This is a genomic window from [Collinsella] massiliensis, from assembly GCF_002161605.1.
In the GTDB taxonomy this organism is placed as follows: Bacteria; Actinomycetota; Coriobacteriia; order Coriobacteriales; family Coriobacteriaceae; genus Enorma.
Genome location: NZ_NFIE01000009.1, coordinates 64,655 through 83,672 on the forward strand (window position 1 = coordinate 64,655; position 19,018 = coordinate 83,672).

At 65.9% G+C, this 19,018-nt stretch carries 15 protein-coding genes; 8 read left to right on the plus strand and 7 right to left on the minus strand.

The features are described from left to right. Positions 1-66 precede the first annotated feature (66 nt). The 5 genes from B5G02_RS05095 to B5G02_RS05115 all read left to right on the plus strand — a co-directional run bounded on the left by B5G02_RS05095 (position 67) and on the right by B5G02_RS05115 (position 5,863). Entirely contained in the window at positions 67-1,197 is a 1,131-nt protein-coding gene (locus B5G02_RS05095) for an aminotransferase (protein ID WP_094335416.1), read from the plus strand. 15 nt (positions 1,198-1,212) lie between these two features. Continuing rightward, positions 1,213-2,430 (plus strand): M20 metallopeptidase family protein, encoded by a 1,218-nt coding sequence (locus B5G02_RS05100; RefSeq protein ID WP_094335417.1) that lies wholly within the window; start codon positions 1,213-1,215, stop codon positions 2,428-2,430. A gap of 30 nt (positions 2,431-2,460) precedes the next feature. Further along, positions 2,461-3,912 (plus strand): YfcC family protein, encoded by a 1,452-nt coding sequence (locus tag B5G02_RS05105; protein WP_094335418.1) that lies wholly within the window; start codon positions 2,461-2,463, stop codon positions 3,910-3,912. Between the two features lie 205 nt (positions 3,913-4,117). Then, positions 4,118-4,783, plus strand: coding sequence for a response regulator transcription factor (locus B5G02_RS05110; RefSeq protein ID WP_094335419.1), 666 nt, complete (start codon positions 4,118-4,120; stop codon positions 4,781-4,783). 9 nt (positions 4,784-4,792) lie between these two features. Next, positions 4,793-5,863, plus strand: a complete 1,071-nt coding sequence (locus B5G02_RS05115; protein WP_094335420.1) for a sensor histidine kinase — start codon at positions 4,793-4,795, stop codon at positions 5,861-5,863. 262 nt (positions 5,864-6,125) lie between these two features. On the opposite strand, the gene B5G02_RS05120 is transcribed toward B5G02_RS05115, so the two are convergent. Further along, on the minus strand, positions 6,126-6,566 hold the full coding sequence (locus B5G02_RS05120) for a universal stress protein (RefSeq protein ID WP_019239279.1): 441 nt from the start codon (positions 6,564-6,566) through the stop codon (positions 6,126-6,128). A gap of 220 nt (positions 6,567-6,786) precedes the next feature. Between B5G02_RS05120 and B5G02_RS05125 the strand changes: the two genes are divergently transcribed. The 3 genes from B5G02_RS05125 (at position 6,787) to B5G02_RS05135 (ending at position 11,037) form a co-directional block, all read left to right on the plus strand. After that, complete coding sequence (locus B5G02_RS05125) at positions 6,787-7,746, plus strand: undecaprenyl-diphosphate phosphatase (protein ID WP_094335421.1); 960 nt, start codon at positions 6,787-6,789, stop codon at positions 7,744-7,746. Between the two features lie 340 nt (positions 7,747-8,086). Beyond that, positions 8,087-9,601, plus strand: a complete 1,515-nt coding sequence (locus B5G02_RS05130; RefSeq protein ID WP_094335422.1) for a M20/M25/M40 family metallo-hydrolase — start codon at positions 8,087-8,089, stop codon at positions 9,599-9,601. 101 nt (positions 9,602-9,702) lie between these two features. Beyond that, positions 9,703-11,037 carry an MFS transporter gene (locus tag B5G02_RS05135; protein ID WP_094335423.1) on the plus strand — a complete coding sequence of 445 codons (1,335 nt, stop codon included), beginning with the start codon at positions 9,703-9,705 and terminating at the stop codon, positions 11,035-11,037. Positions 11,038-11,189: 152 nt separating this feature from the next. On the opposite strand, the gene B5G02_RS05140 is transcribed toward B5G02_RS05135, so the two are convergent. The 6 genes from B5G02_RS05140 to B5G02_RS05165 form a co-directional block, all read right to left on the minus strand. Further along, complete coding sequence (locus B5G02_RS05140; protein WP_094335424.1) at positions 11,190-12,467, minus strand: Fic family protein; 1,278 nt, start codon at positions 12,465-12,467, stop codon at positions 11,190-11,192. Between the two features lie 229 nt (positions 12,468-12,696). After that, on the minus strand, positions 12,697-13,707 hold the full coding sequence (locus B5G02_RS05145) for an ABC transporter ATP-binding protein (protein WP_019239274.1): 1,011 nt from the start codon (positions 13,705-13,707) through the stop codon (positions 12,697-12,699). A 1-nt stretch (position 13,708) separates the two neighbouring features. Then, positions 13,709-14,692, minus strand: a complete 984-nt coding sequence (locus B5G02_RS05150; RefSeq protein WP_094335425.1) for an ABC transporter ATP-binding protein — start codon at positions 14,690-14,692, stop codon at positions 13,709-13,711. Positions 14,693-14,881: 189 nt separating this feature from the next. Beyond that, positions 14,882-16,420 (minus strand): ABC transporter substrate-binding protein, encoded by a 1,539-nt coding sequence (locus B5G02_RS05155; RefSeq protein WP_094335426.1) that lies wholly within the window; start codon positions 16,418-16,420, stop codon positions 14,882-14,884. A 93-nt stretch (positions 16,421-16,513) separates the two neighbouring features. Continuing rightward, positions 16,514-18,058, minus strand: coding sequence for an ABC transporter substrate-binding protein (locus tag B5G02_RS05160; protein ID WP_094335427.1), 1,545 nt, complete (start codon positions 18,056-18,058; stop codon positions 16,514-16,516). A 55-nt stretch (positions 18,059-18,113) separates the two neighbouring features. Further along, entirely contained in the window at positions 18,114-19,016 is a 903-nt protein-coding gene (locus B5G02_RS05165; RefSeq protein ID WP_094335428.1) for an ABC transporter permease, read from the minus strand. Positions 19,017-19,018: the final 2 nt, after the last annotated feature.

Below are 19,018 nucleotides of genomic sequence, written 5' to 3' on the forward strand. Positions count from 1 at the left end.
GGGCGCTCCGTGCCGCGCCGCGAGCCGCGTCCGGCGCCCGTACGCTCCGATAGAAAGGAACCCATCATGCAGATCAAGGACTTCGCCGTCGAGCAGTGGATGAACGCCTGGGAGACGAAGTGCACCTACAACGTCGCCGAGACGTGCGTCTACTCCGTCACGCTCGACCAGCTCTTCGAGATCACGGGCACCGATAAGGCCGCGTTCATGGAGGAGTTCGCGAGCCGCCGCCTCACCTACGGCGACATCGAGGGCCAGCCGCGCTTCCTCGAGGGCATCTGCAAGCTCTACCGCACCGTCGAGCCCGAGCACGTCGTGACGACCCACGGCGCGGCCGGCGCGAACGCCCTCGTGCTGCAGACGCTTGTGGACCCCGGCGACCACGTGGTCTCCATCATGCCCACCTACCAGCAGCTTTACTCCATTCCGGAGATGTGCGGCGCCAAGGTGGACATCATGCACCTGAAGCGCGAGAACGGCTACCACGTCGACGTGGACGAGCTGCGCGCGCTCGTGACCGACGACACGAAGCTCATCTGCATCAACAACCCCGACAACCCTACGGGCGCGCTCCTCGACACCGATACGCTCAAGGTAATCGTCGATGTCGCGCGCGAGCACGACGCCTGGCTCATGTGCGACGAGGTGTACCGCCTGCTCACGCAGGACGGCTCGTACCAGGAGTCGGTCGTGGACCTCTACGACAAGGGCGTCGTGACCTCGTCGATGTCGAAGGTGTGGTCGCTCGCCGGCCTGCGCCTGGGCTGGTGCGTCACCAAGAGCCCGGAGCTGCGCCGCGCACTCCTCTCGCACCGCGACTACAACCTCATCTCGTGCGGCATGTTCGACGAGGCGGTGGCGGCGCTCGCGCTCTCCCACGCCGATAAGCTGCTCGAGCGCAGCCGCGCCATCGTGCGTCAGAACCTCGAGGTGCTCGAGCGCTGGGTGGACGCCGAGCCGCACCTCTCGTTCGTCAAGCCTGAGGCGGGCACCACGGCGCTCGTCTACTACGACTACGACGTCGATTCCTACACGTTCTGCGTGAACATGATCAAGGAGTCCGGCGCGCTCGTGACCCCGGGCGACTGCTTCGAGGAGCCGAAGAGCATGCGCATCGGCTACGCCTATTCCGACAACGTCGCGGACCTGCAGGAGGGCCTCGACGCCATCTCGCGCTACCTGCGCACGCTCGAGTAGGGGCGGGTGGATACCATGGAATCTTTGCTTGCCGAGGTCGAATCCATCCGCGATGAGCTCGTCGCGGACCGCCGCTGGCTCCATCAGCACCCCGAGACCGGCTACGACCTGCCCGAGACGGTCGCCTACGTGCGCGGCCGCCTGGAGGAGATGGGCTATGAGGTCGAGGAGCCCATCGAGAGCGGCCTGGTGTGCTGCGTGGGCGACACGACCGGCCCGTGCTTTTTGCTGCGGGCGGACATGGACGCGCTTCCGCTCGAGGAGCAGACGGGTCTGCCGTTCGCTGCCACCAACGGCAACATGCACGCGTGCGGCCACGATTTCCACACGGCCATGCTGCTCGGCGCCGCGCAGATCTTGAAGCGCCATGAGGCCGAGCTCCCCGGCTGCGTGAAGATCGTGTTCCAGCCCGACGAGGAGGCCACCGACCCGCGCGAGACCCTGGGTAACGAAGCGCTCTGCGACGCCGGCGTGCTCGAGAATCCCAAGGTGGGGGCTGCCGCGGGCATGCACCTCTGCCCCGTGGGCGTGCCGGTGGGCACGGTGGGGAGCATCACCGGGACGGCGTTCTTCTCGGTCGACGACGTGGAGATCGAGATCCTTGGCACCGGCGCGCACGGCGCCCAGCCGCAGAAGGGCGTCGATCCGCTCAACATCATGTCGCACATCCACATCGCGCTGCAGGAGGTGCTCGCGCGCGAGGTGAACCCGTATGAGGCCTGCGTGCTCACGTTCGGCACCATGGGCGGCGGCACGGCGGCGAACATCATCCCCGAGCGCGCGCACATGCTTGGGTCGCTGCGCACCACGAACGAGGAGACGCGCCAGCGCCTGCACGAACGCATCACAGCCATCGTGGAGCACACGGCCGCGGCCTTCGGCGGCGAGGCGCACGTGGCCTTCCTGCGCGGCCTGCCCACCGTCTACAACGATCCCGCGCTCACCGAGGAGCTCGAGGGCTGCTACGAGCGCTATACCGGCCGGCGGGCGCTCCGCCTCTCCGAGCCCTTCTCGGGGTCGGACGACTTCGGCTGCATGTCGCACCGCGTCCCCTCGACGTATTTCCTCCTCGGCTCCACGCCCGAGGGATCCGAGGAGTTCCCCCTGCACAGCCCCTACATCGTGTTTGACGAGGGAATCCTTGCGACCGGCTGCTCGCTGCTCGTGTCCGCGGCCATGGGCTGGCTGGAGGACCGTGCGCGCGGGGCCGGCGATGCACCCGCCGAGGCGTAGCGGCAGGCAATCGAGAAAGGAGCTTCCATCGTGTCGGAACAAGCAAAGAAGAAAAAGAAGAAGGGGCTGAACTCCTACCTCATCCTTGCCGCCTGTCTCGTGGGCACCGCGGTGCTCACGTGGATCGTCTCGGCGTTCTCGCCTGAAGTGACGCCTGCGACGCTCGCGCAGGTTCTGAGCTCGCCCGTCGAGGGCTTTGCGAGCGCGATGGCGGTCTGCGTGTTCGTCATCGTTCTCGGTGGGTTCCTAGAGATCGTCGCGGCCACGGGCGCCCTCGATGCCGGTATCGCGGCACTCGTGCGGCGCATGCGCGGCCATGAGCTCCTGCTCATCCCCATCCTCATGACGCTACTCGGCATCTGCGGGTCCACCTACGGCATGTGCGAGGAGACCGTGCCGTTCTACATCATCATCGGCACGGCCATGTACGCCGCCGGCTTCGATACCCTGACCTCGTGCCTCATGGTGCTGCTGGGCGCCGGCTGCGGTTGCATCGGCTCCACGGTGAACCCGTTCTCGGTGGGCGTCGCGCAGGCGGCTCTCGCCGACTTGGGCTACAGCGTCGACCAGGGTGTGCTCCTAGCGCTCGGCTTAGTGATCCTCGTCATTGCCGAGGGCTCGGCGATCGTGTTCGTCATGAACTATGCGCGGAAGGTGCGCGCGAACCCCGATGCCTCCCTTATGTCGCCCTCCGAGCGCGCGGCGGAGAAGGCCGAGTTCAGCGGCGCCTCCGATACCCAGGAGCGCAAGCTCACCGGCCGCCAGCGCCTGGTGCTCGTCTTGCTGGCGTTCGCGTTCATCGTCATGATCATCTCGTTCATCCCGTGGGAGAACTTCGGCATCACGGTGTTTTTGGCGGGTGCCACGGGCGATAACCTCGCTACGGCTTGGAGCGCCATCCTTACCGGCGTGCCGCTCGGCCAGTGGTACTTCAACGAGTGCACGACGTGGTTCCTGCTCATGGCGATCGTCGTCGGCATCGCCGGTGGGCTTTCCGGCGACTCGATCGTCAAGACGTTCCTCAAGGGCGCGGCGGGCATCCTCGACATCGCTCTCGTCATCGCCCTCGCGCGCGCCATCTCCGTGCTCATGTCCGCCACGCATCTCGATACCTGGCTGCTGAACACGGCCGCTTCGATGCTCGCGAACGTGCCTGCACCCGTGTTCGCCATCGGATCGATGGTGGTGTTCCTGCTGCTCTCGTTCGCTATCCCCTCGAGTTCCGGCATGGCGACCGTCTCCATGCCCATCATGGGGCCGCTCGCGATCCAGCTCGGGCTATCCCCCGAGGTCATGATCATGATCTATGTGGTGGCGCACGGGCTCATCCTGCTCTTCACGCCCACATTCGGTGTGCTCGTGGCCGGCCTCGCCATCTCGAAGGTCGAGTACAACACCTTCCTCAAGTGCCTCGCGCCCTACCTGGTCGGGCTCACCGTGGTGCTCATGGCGTTGCTCACCGTAGCGATGGTCGTGCTGTAGGGCGCGTCGCAGCCTTGCGCGGAAACGCCGCCATGTAAAATAACCCCAGGGGTATTTTTACATGCGTGACCCGGCGGGTGGCCTTACGGGGCTGCCCGCCGGGTTTTCGCCACCTATGTAAAATTACCCCTGGGGTAAATTTACATGTTCGCGGCCGAATGGGGGATAATGGGCGTGTAGCTCGACCTGATGGAAAGGTACCCCCATGCCCCTCATCTATGTGGTGGAAGACGACGCGCCCATCCGCGGCGAGCTCGTGCAGGTGCTCGAGCGCAACGGGTTCGAAGTCGCGTGCTGCGAGGCGTTCGACCGCGTGGTCGAGGACGCGCAGGCCGCGCACCCCGACCTCGTGCTCCTCGACCTCACGCTGCCCGGCACGGACGGCCAGCTCATCTGCCACGAGCTGCGCGCGGTCTCCGAGGTGCCCATCATCGTGCTCACCTCGCGCGCGACCGAGATCGACGAGGTCATGAGCATGACCATGGGCGCGGACGACTTCATTCCCAAGCCGTACAGCGCGCGTGTGCTCGTGGCGCGCATCCAAGCGCTGCTGCGCCGCGCGACGGGCGGCTCGGAGCGCAGCGTGCTCGAGCACAACGGCCTCACGCTCGATCTCTCGCGCTCCGTGGCGATGGCGTCGGGCGGCCAGATCGAGCTCACGAAGAACGAGATGCGCATCCTCGCGCTGCTCATGTCGCACGCGGGCACGATCGTCTCGCGCGAGGACATCATGCGCGACCTGTGGGATTCCGACGCGTTCGTGGACGACAACACGCTCACGGTGAACATCAACCGGCTGCGGTCGACCCTCGCGAAGATCGGCGTGAGCGATTACCTCGTCACGCATCGCGGCCGGGGCTACTCGGTCTAGGAGCGCGCCATGAAGTTCACCCGGTTTCTTGCCTCGCAGGCGCCCTTGCTCGCGATCTTCACGGCGATCATCGCGCTGGCGGCGTTCATGCTGTTCTCGGCCGGTGTGGGGGCGGGCGTCATCGTCGTGGTGGCACTGCTCGAGGTCGGGGGCGTGCTCGCGGCGTTCTGGGCGGATTGGGCGCGCAAGCGGCGCTTCTTCAGCGATCTGGACGCCTGTGCGCACGAGGTCGACCATCCGCTCTGGATGACGGAGATGGTCGACCGGCCGGACTATCTCGAAGGACAGATCACCTACGACGCGCTCGACGCCATCGCCCACGCCGCCAACGACGACGTGGCGGGGTACCGCCGGCAGGTCGCGGACTACCGCGAGTACATCGAGACGTGGGTGCACGAGGCGAAGTCGCCGCTCGCCGCCGCGCACCTCATGATCGACAACCTGCGCGCGGAGCCGCTCGCCGGCGGCGCGGCATCGAAGGTGCGCTCCCTCGATGACGAGCTGCGGCGCGTCGAGGGCTACATCGACCAGGCGCTCTTCTACGCCCGCTCCGAGGCGCTCGACCGCGACTACCTCATCCGCACGTACAACCTGGGGAACGTGGTGGCCGGGGCGCTTCGCGCGAACGCGTCGGTGCTCATCGGCGCGCACGTGGCGCCCGTCCTGGGCGACCTCGACTTCGAGATCTTCACGGACGAGAAGTGGCTCGAGTTCATCCTGGGGCAGATTATCCAGAACTCGGTGAAGTACGCCCGCGCCGAGCAGCCGCGCATCGAGTTCTCGGCAGAACTCGTGGATGCGGGAGGCGCGCGGGAGCGCGTGGAGCTCACCGTGGGCGATAACGGCTGCGGCGTGAGCGCGTCCGACCTGCCGCGCGTGTTCGATAAGGGCTTCACCGGGGACAACGGCCGCACGGGCAAGCGCTCGACCGGCATTGGCCTCTACCTGGTAAAGCGCCTGTGCGACAAGATGGGCGTCGGCGTCTCCGCCGCCTCGCGCGCCGGCGAGGGCTTCGCGATCACGCTCACCTTCTCGCGCAATAAGTTCCAATATGTCGACCGGGGGGGGGCGCCCCTCTAACGCCGTAGCCGATGCCGCCGCCGAGCCAGAAGCGGCTACCCCTCAATCCCACCCCGCTTGCTGAAGTAGGCGAGCGCAGGGCGCGAAAGGCCCGCCCCCATACCGTCCCTCCGTTCCGCTTGCTGAAGTGGGTGAGCGCAGGGATTCGGGGGGTTCCCGCCGCGCGAGTTCCGCACGCAAAGGAGGCGCCAGTGGCGCCTCCGTCTTGCGCAGGACTGTCTGAAGCACGGCGGGAACCCCCCGAATCCCGCCAGGAGCGACCCTACTTCACAACCAAAATGTCGCAGTCGGTACTGCGGAGCAGGAACGTGGAGATCGAGCCCAGGAGCGCGTACTTGATGGAGGAGAGCCCGCGGGCGCCGCACATCACGAGATCGGGCTTGATGACGTCGAGCATCTCGTCCTTGAGCGTCTCGCGGATGCGCCCGGAGCGGATGACGATCTCCACGTCGGGGATGTCGGGGTTCTCCTTCGCGTCCTCGACCGCCGCGGCGATGGAATCGCGGAACGCCGACTCGAGTCCGTTGATGAGGTCGACCGGGTACGCGCCGGCCGATTCGAGCGCCGTCGAGTCGATGACGTGCCCGATGTAGAGCTTCGCCCCGTTGTTCGCAGCGACCTTGATGGCGCGTGCGAGAACGAAATCCTGCTGGTCGGTGCCGTCGAGCGCGACGAAAACCTTGGAGTAGCCTTCTTGGATCATCGTGAGCCTCCCTTTTCAAGCCCATCGGGTGCCGACGCCTCCACGTGGACGCCGTCGCACCGGGTTTGCGTCCGTTATACCCCGCCGCCGCGCATCGTTTGGAAGTATTCCGTGAACGACACCGCTTTTTCCGTGTGCGCGCGCCGACAGGACCGATAATGGCATCTTGCCGGATCCCGATGGCATCCGGCGCCGTGTCACGCATGCTCCGGGAGGTACCGTGGACATCCTCGAACTGCTCAAATCTGCTTTCCTCGGCCTCGTCGAGGGCATCACCGAATGGCTGCCCATCTCGTCGACCGGCCATATGATCCTGGTGGACCAGTTCATCAGCCTGGACGTGAGCAAAGAGTTCTGGAGCATGTTCCAGGTCGTCATCCAGCTGGGCGCGATCCTGGCGGTGTGCGTCTGCTTCTTCCACCAGCTCAACCCCTTCTCGCCGCGCAAGGACGCCCGGGAGCGCCGCAACACGTGGGTGCTCTGGGGGAAGATCATCGTCGCGTGCATCCCCGCCGCGGTGATCGGCATCCTGTTCGACGACTACATGGAGGAGCACTTCTATAACGCGGTCGTGGTGGCGCTCGCGCTCATCGTCTACGGCGTCGCGTTTATCGTCATCGAGCGCTGGCGCGCGCACCGCCTCGCCGTCCGCGTCGCCGCCGAGGGACGGCAGCCGGGCTCGCGTCCGGCCGGCGCGCACTTCGCGCAGCCCGCTGAGGCCGCCGAGCCCACGGATGGCGGGGACTTCGGCTCCATCACGCGCCTCGAGGACCTGCCCTGGAGCACGGCGCTCGGCATCGGTTGCTTCCAGGTGCTCTCGCTCATCCCGGGCACGTCGCGCTCGGGTTCCACGATCATCGGCGGCCTGCTGCTGGGAACCACGCGCTCCGTCGCTGCGGAGTTCACGTTCTTCCTGGCGATTCCCGTCATGTTCGGCGCGAGCGCGCTCAAGCTCGTGAAGTACGTCTTTCTCGACGGCGGGACGTTCGGCGTGAACGAGATCTCCATCATGGTGGTGGGCTGCGTGGTTGCGTTCGTGGTGTCGATGCTCGCCATCAAATGGCTCATGGGCTTCGTGCGGCGGCACACGTTCACGGTGTTCGGCATCTACCGCATCGTGCTCGGCGTGCTCGTGCTCGCGTATTTCTTCGTGATCAAGCCGGCGTTCGGTCTGGCGTAGCGGTCTCGCCCGGTTTGGCGACGCGGATCCGGCGTTCGATGCGCGTTCCGGCGCGCGATTCCGGGCATGCGGAACACAGATGGCGCGAAACGAACGCTTTATAGAGGGGTGTCCAAGTAGCCGCAAAACCGGCAGCCTCGCTACCTGGGCTTTCTTCGACGCCTAACCCCTTGCTACTTCCGGGGGTGCCTATAAACCGTTCGTTTCGCGCATTTTGGGATCCGCGTTCCCGAAATCCTGCCTCCCCGAGGACATCCTGGCCGGCTGGCGGGGTAGCCCGCGCGAAAGGGCTACAATACTGCCATCCCAACAGGATGGTTGCCGGCTTAGGAGGCATCACATGCACGCGAAGATGTTGATGAAGGGCGCGGCAGCCGCCGCGGCGGTGGGTATCGGCTCCGTTGCGGGGTTCTGCGCGGTGCGGGCGGCGCGGATGAAGCCCGCGCGTCCTGCAGGAACGCCGCTCGATGCAGGTGTGTACCATGCGGACGACGACGCGGTCAAGCGCTTCCAGGAGCTCCTGCGCGTGCCCACCATATCGCGCGATGACCCGAAGCTCGTCGACCGCAAGCCGTTCACCCGCTGGGTCCCCACGCTGCGCCGCCTCTACCCGCTCACATTCGCCGCGTGCGAGCTCCATATGATCGACGAGTTCGGCATGCTCATGCGCTGGCCGGGGACGAACCCGGCGCTCGATCCCATCGTCATGATGGCGCACCACGACGTGGTGCCCGTCGACGGCCAGCATTGGGAGCACGACCCCTTCGGCGCGGAGATCATCGACGGCGAGATCTGGGCGCGCGGGTCGCTTGATACGAAGTGCATCATCGGCGCGTTCTTCGAGGCCACCGAGTACCTGATCGGCCGGGGCTACCAGCCCCCGCGCGACGTGTGGTTCTTCTCCTCGAACGCCGAGGAGGTGAGCGGGCCCGCTGCGCGCGACGCCGTGGCATGGCTGCGCGACCACGGCATCCATCCCGCCATGGTGCTCGACGAGGGCGGCGCCGTGGCCGGCGACACGCCGCTCGGGGTGAAGGTGCCCGTGGCGATGGTGGGCGTGTCCGAGAAGGGGCACGTGGACCTCACCGTCACGGCGCGCGCCGACGGCGGGCACGCCTCGACGCCCGCGCGCACCGACGCGCCGCTCCTGCTCGCCCGCGTGTGCGACCGCATCGCGTCGAACCCGGGCATGCCGTGCTTCACCGAGGCGCTCGACGCCACGCTCGCCGAGCTCGCGAGTAGGAGCAGCATGCTCTACCGGCTCGTCTTCTCGAACCTGTGGCTCACGCGCCCGCTCGTGGCGAAGATCATGGCGTCGAACGGCGAGACCGCCGCGATGCTGCGCACCACCTATGCGCTCACGCAGCTCGAGGGGTCGCCCGCGCACAACGTGCTGCCGCCGGTGGCGCGCGCGAACTTCAACGTGCGCGTCGCCCCGTTCGAGACGGTGGACGACGCCGTGGCGCGCGCCCGCGCCCTCGCGGTGGAGGAGTGCCTGGCGAGCGGCGTGTCGCCCGACCACGTGACGGTCGAGATCGCCCAGGCCGTGCCCTACACCGAGCCGGCGCCCATCAGCCCGTTCGAGAACGACGCGGCCTTCGATTACCTGCATCGGTGCGTCTCGGGCGTGTATCCGGAGGCCGGCTTCGCGCCGTACGTCCAGAACTCCTGCACGGATTCGCGCGAGTTCAACGCCATCTGCGAGCACGTGTACCGCTTCTGCGGCTTCGAGTACTCCGCCGAGGCCCGTGCGCTCATCCATGCGGAGAACGAGCGCATCGGCGTCGACGTGTACAAGCGGGGTATCGGTTTCTACGTGGCGTTCCTGGCGAACCTCGGTCAGCTCGAGATGTGATGACGGGGCGCTTGCGCCTCGCATGCCGCACCGGCGACGCCCGCGGGCGGCGCCCCGATGGCGCATCGAAGCCCGTCCCCGATGAATGAGAAAGGATTTGCATGGCTATCAGCAAACAGGCGGTGAAGGCGGCGAGCCGACTCGATTACGTGAGCGTCGCCTTCGCCTCGCTGCCCTTCATGGGCATGATCAGCTTCTGGCAGGTGTTCGACGGCATCGTGCCACTCATGCTCACCGAGACGTTCCACCTGGATAACGCCGCGACGGGCGTGGTCATGGCGCTCGACAACGTCTTCGGCCTCTTCCTCTTGCCGCTCTTCGGCATCCTGTCCGACCGCTGCTCGAGCAAGCTTGGCCGCCGCACCCCGTTCATCATGGTGGGCTCCGTGGTGGCGGCCATCGCCGTGCCGCTCATCGCCGTGGCGAACAACCTGCGCAGCTTCCCGCTGTTCATCGCGATGATCCTGCTCACGCTCGTGGCCATCTGCGCCTACCGCACCATGACGGTGGCCATCGTGGCCGACATCACGCCGCGCCCCCTGCGTACCAAGGCGGACTCCATCGAGAAGATCGTGGGCTACGCGGGCACGGGCGTCATGCTCGTGGCCATCACGCTGCTCGTTCCGGACGTGGAGCACCCGGACTACCTGCCGCTCTTCGGGCTCCAGGCGGCGTTCATCCTGGGCTCGGCCATCCTCTACTTCTGGCGCGTGCGCGAGCCCCGTCTCGTGGAGCGCATGCACGAGAAGAGCCTCGAGATGGGCATCAAGGAGGCGGACATCGATACCGACGATTCGCCCGAGGCCGGCGGCAAGCAGCGCATCACCGACCCGTCGGTGCGCATGTCCATCATCATGATCCTCGCCGCGACGTTCTTCTATTACATGAGCTACAACGCCATGACCACGAACATCTCGCGTTACGCGGACGCGTTCTTCGGCATGGCGGGCGGCAGCTACGCCATCATCAACATCGTGACCATCGCGGGCGGGCTGCTGTCGTACGTGCCCATCGCGAACCTCTCGCTCAAGTATGGGCGCAAGGTCATGGCGGTCATCACCTCCGCGGTGGTGGTCATCGGCTCGGCGATCATCTGGCTCGTGCCGGGCTTCAACCCGTTCTTCTATGTCGTGTTCCTGTTCATGGGCGCGGCGCTGGGCGGCGTCGACCTGTGCGTGTACCCCATGCTGCTCGAGCTCTGCGATTCGAACAGCGTCGGCCGCTACTCCGGCTACTACTACACCGTCTCCATGGCGGCGCAGGTGGTCACGCCCATCCTCTCCGGCTTCGTTATGGACGCGGCGCCGACGATGCTCTTCGGCTACATCACGCTCATGGGCGCGTTCATGCTGCTCACGGTGCTCGCCGCCAAGCACGGCGACTCGATCCTCATCGACGAGGTCGCCCGCCGCGAGGAGGCGTACGAAGAGAAATAGCGGGACGGGTGTTGCTCCGGCTCCAAGGTTGCGTTCTATACCGCGCCGCATGGAATATGACCGCGAGGACACTCTGGTGGGCTCGCGGTCTTATTGTCATTGAATGATGGGCGCGATGGGCGGTGCCCCGTTTTGGAATGCTCGCGACCGATTTATCGCGGCGGCCGCTGTGGAACCGGCCGCTGCGGCTTTACCGTGGCGGTATCTCCGCCCGGTGTGGCAAGCGCGCGCTCGTAAAGCGTGAAGGCATTCAGAACGTCTGGTGCGACATAGATGCCGCTTTTTCGATTGCGCGCGTTCTGCACCAGGATTCCCGCAGCCTCAAGCGATGCAACGGCGTTGCGTGCCGCTTCGTAGCTTCTTCCAGTGAGCCGTTTAGCGGAGCTGATGCTCACGACCGGGTTGTCGACGAGCTTATCCAACAGGATGTCCGCCGCCGAATGGGCGCGCGGCCGCAGGGTCGAGCGCCAAGAATCCTCAATCGCTGACAACCGCTGTTCGAACGCAGACGCTCGATCGCAGCTCAAGCTGACGGCACGTGCGAAGTACTCGATCCAATCGTTTGCGGTTGCCACGAACGAATCGCTCGTGGGGTCGTCCTCGTCTGTTCTATATGCTGAGAGATTCGCGATATAACGGTCTTTATCGGTGGCGAGCACAAGCGATACGGGCGGAATCGTGCGCGTTGCGACACCCCTTCGTTTCACGATGATGTGGATGAGCGTACGACCCGTACGTCCATTTCCGTCTGCGAAGGGGTGTATGGTTTCGAGTTGAGCATGCGCGATTGCTGCGATGGCGACCGCCGGCAATTCCGATGTGTTGATGAAGGACACGAGGTCTTTCATCAGGAAGGGCACGCGCTCAGGAACCGGTGGGACGAAGGCGGCTCCGATAGGGTTCACGTTGTTGCCGCCAATCCAGTTCTGCGTTGTACGCAGCACACCGCCGTAGCTCGCCATATCTGTATGTTCGAGGAGCCTTTTGTTGACGTCGCAAATGGTCTCCACCGTGATGGTGTGTTCCCGCGCCGCTTCGATGATTCCTTCCTGCATGGAGGAGATATTTGCAAGGATCGCAGCCTCGTTCCGATCGAGCCGATGCGGGACGCCCAGCTCCTCGAGTGCCTCATATTCCAGGAGCTTACCAGCGTTCATCGTGAGGCCCTCGATTTTTGAAGAGGCCATCGCTTCGGAGCGCAGGATAAGGCGGGCAAGGGGTTCAGTTCCCATGAGATGCTGAACGCGCTCGTTGAGGAGGGAAATGTCCGCTTGCGCTTGCGCTACCGCTTGGGAAGCCGAGGCGGTGAGAACGATATCCTGCTCCATGAGCATGGTGGGGATGTATGGATGGTACGTCCCCGACTGCCGCTCGCTGCGGTTCATGCCCCAGGTGTCATTGAGCCAGTAGCGTTGTTCATAGGTTCCCATGGTTCAACCTAACCTTGTTCAACCGTGTCAGTAAAACAAGGTTATCGTACAACCTTGTTTTACTGAATGAGAAAAACAAGGTTATCGCACAACCTTGTTTTTTGAGGAGCGGAATACCAGGTTCGTGCGTCACACGCGTGCGCCGCCTATAAAGAACGCTCGCGAAGCGGCCGTGGGGCTTCTTCGCGAGCGTTTCGCGCTCACTGCTATGTGCGGCGCGCGGCGCGCGCTACCCCTCGAGCGGGTGGTGGCAGGCGCAGAAGCGGCCCTCGCCGAAGTCGCGCATCGCGGGCTTCACGGTGCGGCACGTGTCGTCGGCGTAGGGGCAGCGCGTGCAGAAGCGGCAGCCGGCCGGCGGGTTGATGGGCGAGGGGATCTCGCCCTCGAGCAGCTGGCGCTTGCGGTCGGCCTGCGAGGGATCCGGGATGGGCACGGACTCGATGAGGAGCTTCGTGTAGGGGTGGAGCGGGCGCGTGTAGGCGTCCGGCGTGGGGCACACCTCGCAGAGCTGCCCCAAAAACATCACGCAGATGCGCGTGGAGATGTAGCGCACCACGGCGAGGTCGTGCGAGATGAACAGGAACGAGATGCTCGTCTCGCGCTGGAGCTTGCGCAGGAGGTTCAGAATCTGCGCCTGGATGGACACGTCGAGGGCCGAGACGGGCTCGTCGCAGACGATGACCTCGGGCTCGGGCGCGAGGGCGCGCGCGATGCCCACGCGCTGGCGCTGGCCGCCGGAGAGCTGGTGCGGGTAGCGCTCGTAGAACTCCTTGCCCAGGCCCACGCGCTCCATGAGGGCGAGCACGCGCTCGCGCTGCTCGGCCTTGGAGACGCCGGCGGCGCGGAGCGGCTCGGCGATGATCTCGCCCAGGGTGAGGTGCGGGTCGAGCGACGAGAACGGGTCCTGGAACACGATCTGCATCTTCTTGCGCGCCTCGCGCAGGGCCTTGCCCTTCACCTTGGTGATGTCCTCGCCGTCGAGGTAGACGTTGCCCGAGGTGGGGTCGATGAGGCGCACGGCCATGCGGCCGAGCGTGGACTTGCCGCAGCCGGACTCGCCCACGAGCGCGAGGGTCTCGCCGCGCGCGATGCTGAACGACACGTCGTCGACGGCCTTCACCACGCCGGCGTTCGTCTTGAAGTGCTTGGTGAGGTGCTCGGCGCGCAGCACCGCGGTCTCGGCGCCGGGCGCGGCCGGAATGGTCTCGGGCGTGGTATCGGTCATGGTCTCGGTCGCCATCTTAGCGCACCTCCTGGGGCTTGAAGCAGCGGACAAGGTGGCCGTCGCCGGCATCCTCGAGCGCGGGCGCCTGCGTGCGGCAGCGCTCGTCGGCGAACGGGCAGCGGGTGCAGAAGCGGCAGCCCTCGGGGAAGTTCCCGAGCGCGGGCACCGTGCCGGGGATGGTGTGCAGGTCGTGCTCCATGTCGCCGTTCACGCGCGGGATGGCGTCCATGAGGCCGATGGTGTAGGGGTGGAGCGGGCGGTTGAAGATCTCGGCCTTCGTGGCGTGCTCCACGATCTGGCCGGCGTACATGACGTTCACCTCGTCGCAGATGTCGGCCACGACGCCGAGGTTGTGGGTGATGATGAGGATGGACATGCCGCTCTCGCGCTGCAGGCGCTTCATGAGCTCGAGGATCTGCGCCTCGACGGTCACGTCGAGGGCGGTGGTGGGCTCGTCGGCGATGAGGAGGTCGGGGTTGCAGATCATGCCCATGGCGATGCAGATGCGCTGGCGCAGGCCGCCGGAGAGCTGGTGCGGGTAGGACTTGTAGCGGCGCTCGGCCTCGGGGATGCCCACCTCGCGGAACATCTGGATGACGCGCTCCTTAGCCTCGGCGCGCGACACCTTCTCGTGCAAGAGGATCGCCTCGCGCACCTGCTTGCCCACCGAGATGGAGGGGTTGAGCGCCGTCATGGGCTCCTGGAAGATCATGGCGATGCGGTTGCCGCGGATGTCGCGCATCTTCGGCTCGGGCAGGGCGAGCAGGTCCTCGCCGTCGAAGGTGATGTGGCCCTCGGCGACGGAGATGCCCTTGTCCAGGATGCGCATCACGGTGCGCGCCGTCATGGACTTGCCGCAGCCGGACTCGCCCACGAGGCCCACGGTCTTGCTGCGCGGCACGGTGAAGCTCACCCCGTCCACGGGATAGGCGGCCTCGCCGTTCTTGAGCGTCAGGACATCCCTCAACCCATCGATGACCAGCAGGTTCTCATCTGCCATTGCTTCTCCTCCTCGTGATAGCCCGGTGCCTGGGCACCTACGCATCATGTGGTCGGTATCGATTCATGCCGGCCGGCGCTGGCTGCGCATCCGCGTGCGCGGCGCGTCGGGCGGCATGAAGCGGTACGGTGGACGCCCCGAAGGGCGCGGGCTCGCCCAGAACCCGCGCCCCCAGAGCCTGCGGCTCGCTTACTTGGTGAGCTTGCCGAGGTAGTACACGTAGGTACCGGCGGAAGAGGGCAGGTAGCCCTCGATGCCCTTGGTGTACACGTCGTAGTTCACGGTGTCGTACAGCGGCACGATCGGGCACTCGACCTGCATGTCGTTCAGGATCTCGACCACGAGGTCGTGGCGCGCCACGACGCTCGGGATGGCGTTCATCTCGGCGATCTTCGCCTTGAGCTCGTCGGAGATGGGGTAGTAGTACACCGAGGTGTCGCCGAGCAGCAGCTGGATGAAGCTGTCCGCGGCGAGCATGTCGGTGCCGAGCGCGTTGATGAACATCTGGAGCGTCTGATCCATGAGCTTGGAGGACCAGGTGTTGACGTCGACGCTCTCGACCTCGACGTTGATGCCGATGGCGGCGAGGTCCTGCTGGATGCACTGGGCGCACTGCGCGCCGGCCTCATCGCTCGCGGTGAGCGTGAAGGTCTGGGAGAGATCGGTCTCGGTCTTGGCGATCTCCTCCTTGGCCAGCTCGGGATCGTAGGCGTCGAAGGTCACGACGCCATCGTAGTCCTTGCCGAGGAGCTTCTTGGCGAAGAACTGCGTCGCGGGCGTGGCCGCGCCGCCCGTCACGACGTCGACGATGTTCTGGGTGTTGATGGCGTGGAAGATGGCGCTGCGGAAGGCCTGGTCGCCCACGAGGACGCCGAGCATCTGCTGACCCCAGGCCTCGAACTCCACGACGTTGAGGTTCGCGTCATCGCGCGCGGTCTCGACGGCGGTGTCGGCCATCATGGACACGCAGTTCACCTCGCCGTTCTGGAGGGCGACGAGCGAGGTCGAGGAGTCCACGGGCGCCTGAACGACGACCGTCTTGAACGTGGGCGCGCCGCCCCAGTAGTCCTCGTTGGCCTTGAGGGTGACCGTGCGGGCCTCGTCGACGGACTCGAAGGTGTAGGCGCCGGAGCCCACGGGCGGCTGGGAGGCGTAGTCGTTCGCCTCGGGGTCATAGCTGCTGGCCTGGACGATGTAGAGGGTCTCGGCGAGGATGTTCATCCACGAGGTGTCGTCGCGCACGACGCCGACCTTGACGGTCTTGTCGTCGACCTTCTCGACGCCGGAGATGTAGTTGGACATGTAGGGACCCTGCGAGGGATCGGCGGCCAGCTTGTCCCAGCTGAACACGACGTCATCGGCCGTGACGGGGGTGCCGTCCGAGAAGTTCGCCTCGCGCAGCACGACGGTCACGGTGTTGCCGTCCTGCTCGTAGCTCTCGGCGAGCATGGGCTCGACGTTGCCGTCGCCGTCGAACATGAACAGGTTGTCGAAGATGGAGTGCATGGTGACCTTGTCGGAGCCGGTGCCCACGATGGGGTCGAACGAGTCGTTGCTCGCGACCGAGATCATCGTGAACGTGTCGGTGAGCGCGATGCCGCCCGCGGCGTCACCGGATCCGCTGCCAGCGTTGCCGCCGCAACCGGCAAGGCCGCCCACGCCCAGCATGGCGAGGACCGCGGCCGAGCCGCCCACGAACTGCCTACGCGAGACCTGTGGAGTGCTCATCTTTCCTTCCTTTCTGGGGCTCGTGCCCCTATGTGCTGGGGCGGAAACCCACCCCTGGTTACCCTATGAGCGCAGCGCGCTGTGTGATCGCGCTTACTGCTGCTCGTTCGTGAAATCACCCACGTAGTACACGTAGGTGCCGCTCGAGGACGGCAGGACGCCGCCCAAGCCCTTGGTGTAGACATCGTAGGAGTTCTTGTCGTAGAGCGGCACGATCGGCGCCTCCTCCACCATATCCCCCATGATCTCGATCACGAGGTCGCGGCGGTCGGCGATGCTCGGGATGGCGAGCATGTCCGCGACCTTCTGGCGCAGCTCATCCGAGATGGGGAAGTAGTAGAACGTCCCCTCGGCCAGGAAGAGCTCCACGAAGCTATCGGGCGTGAGCATGTCGGTGCCGAAGGCGCCCAGGAACATCTGGGCGGTCTTGTCGATGAGCGCCTGCGAGTAGGTGTTGGAGTCGACGGCGCCCACCTCGATGTTGATGCCGATCTTCGCCAGGTCCTGCTGGATGCACTGGGCGACGTCGGCCGCGTCGTAGGTGTAGATGGTGAATGTCTGCGAGAGGTCGGTCTCGGACTGGGCGATGAGCTCCTGGGCGAGCTCGGGGTCGTAGCCGGTGAACTCCACGGAGCCGGCGAGATCGCCCATGATCTTCTTCGAGAACATGTCGGTCGCGGGCTCGCCCTCGCCGTCGTTGCAGATGTCGATGATGTTCTGGCGGTCGATGGCGTGGAAGATGGCCTGGCGGAACGCCTGGTCGCCCGTGCAGACGCCGAGCATCTGCTGCGACCACGAGGCGAAGGTGCTCACCTCGAGGTTGGGATCCTCGCGCGCGGTCTCGACGGCCGAGAGCGCGATCTGCGTCACGAGGTTCGCCTCGCCGTTCTGGAGCGCCACGAGCGCCGTCGAGCTGTCGACGGGCGCCTGGACGCGCACTGTCGTGAACTCCGGCGCGCCGCCCCAGTAGTCCTCGTTGGCGGTGAGGGTCACGGTGCGCGCCTCATCCACGGAATCGAGCAGGTAGGCACCGGTGCCCGTGGGCGCGGAATCGGCGTAGGAGCTCGATGCGTCGTAGGTGGCGGCCTCCATGATGTAGATGTACTCGGCGAGGATGTTCTTCCACAGCTCGTCATCGCGGAGTGAGTGCACGAGCACGGTGGTGTCGTCGACCTTCTCGATGCTCGTGATGTACTGGCGGATGTAGGGGCCGTTCACGGTGTCGTTCTCGTAGACATCGAACGAGAACACCACGTCGTCGGCCGTGAGCGGCGCGCCGTCGGTGAACGAGACGTCGTTGCGGATCTTGATGGTGACGTCGAAGCCGTTCTGCTCGTAGCTCTCGGCCAGGCAGGGCTGCAGGTTGCCGTCGGCGTCGAAGACGAAGAGCGTGTCGAAGAGGGCGTGCAGGACGACCTTGTCGAAGCCCGCGGCGGCGTTCACCGGGGTGAAGGTGCCGTTCGTGATGAGCGAGATGATGGTGAGCTCGTCCCCGAGCGGGATGCCGTAGGAGCCCGCGGCGGCGGAACCCGTGTCCGAGCCGCCGGAGCAGCCGGCGAGGCCGCCTGCGCCCATCGCGGCGAGGAGCGCCGCCGAGCCGCCGAGGAACTGCCTGCGGGTGGGTTGCGTCATGCTCATGTGTGTCCTTTCTCTACGGAGCCGTCTGCAAGCGCGGTGGATGCCGCGCGGATCCTTAGCGGCTGTGCGGGTCGAGCGAATCGGTGAGGCCGTCGCCCAGCAGGTTGAAGCACAGCGAGGTGACGAGCACCGCGATGCCGGGGAAGACGATGAGGTACGGGGAGGTACGGATCAGCGGCAGCGCGTCGTTGATCATGGCGCCCCACTCGGGCGTGGGGGGCTGGATGCCCATGCCGAGGAAGCTCATGCTCGAGGCCGAGATGATGGAACCCGAGATGTTCATGAGAATATTCACCAGGATGGGGCCGAAGGCGTTCGGCAGCACGTGGCGCCAGATGATCTGCGGCGTGGTGACGCCGGCGGCGCGCGCGGCCTCGACGTACTCGTTCTGCACGACGCCGATCACGATGGAGCGCACGATGCGCGCCGTGCCCGGCACACTCGTCACCACGAGCGCGATGATGATGCCGTGCATGCCGCGGCCGATGACCGCCACGAGGGCGAGCATGAGCAAAAGCGACGGGATGCACACGAGCGAGTCCATGATGCGCATGACCACGATGTCGAACGTGCCGCCCAGGTAGGCGCAGGCCGAGCCGATGGCCGTGCCGATGACGAGCGAGAGCGCCGCCGTGGTGAGGCCGAAGAACAGCGAGTAGCGCGCGCCGTAGACGGTGCGGGCGAACACGTCGCGGCCGAAGGCGTCCGTGCCGAACCAGTGCTCGAGCGAGGGCGGCTGCAGGCGGGCGGCCGCGGTGATGGCGGTGATCTGCTCCTCCGAGAAGATGAAGCCGGAGACGATGGCCGCGATGAGGATGATGACGAGCACCACGAGCGCCACGACGGACACCTTGTGCTTCATGAACGCGCGGATGACGTCGCGCGTCTGGCTGCCGCCGGTCTCGACGGCGGCCTTCACGAGCTTCTCCTCGCGCTTCTTAGAACGTTTCGTAACCATGC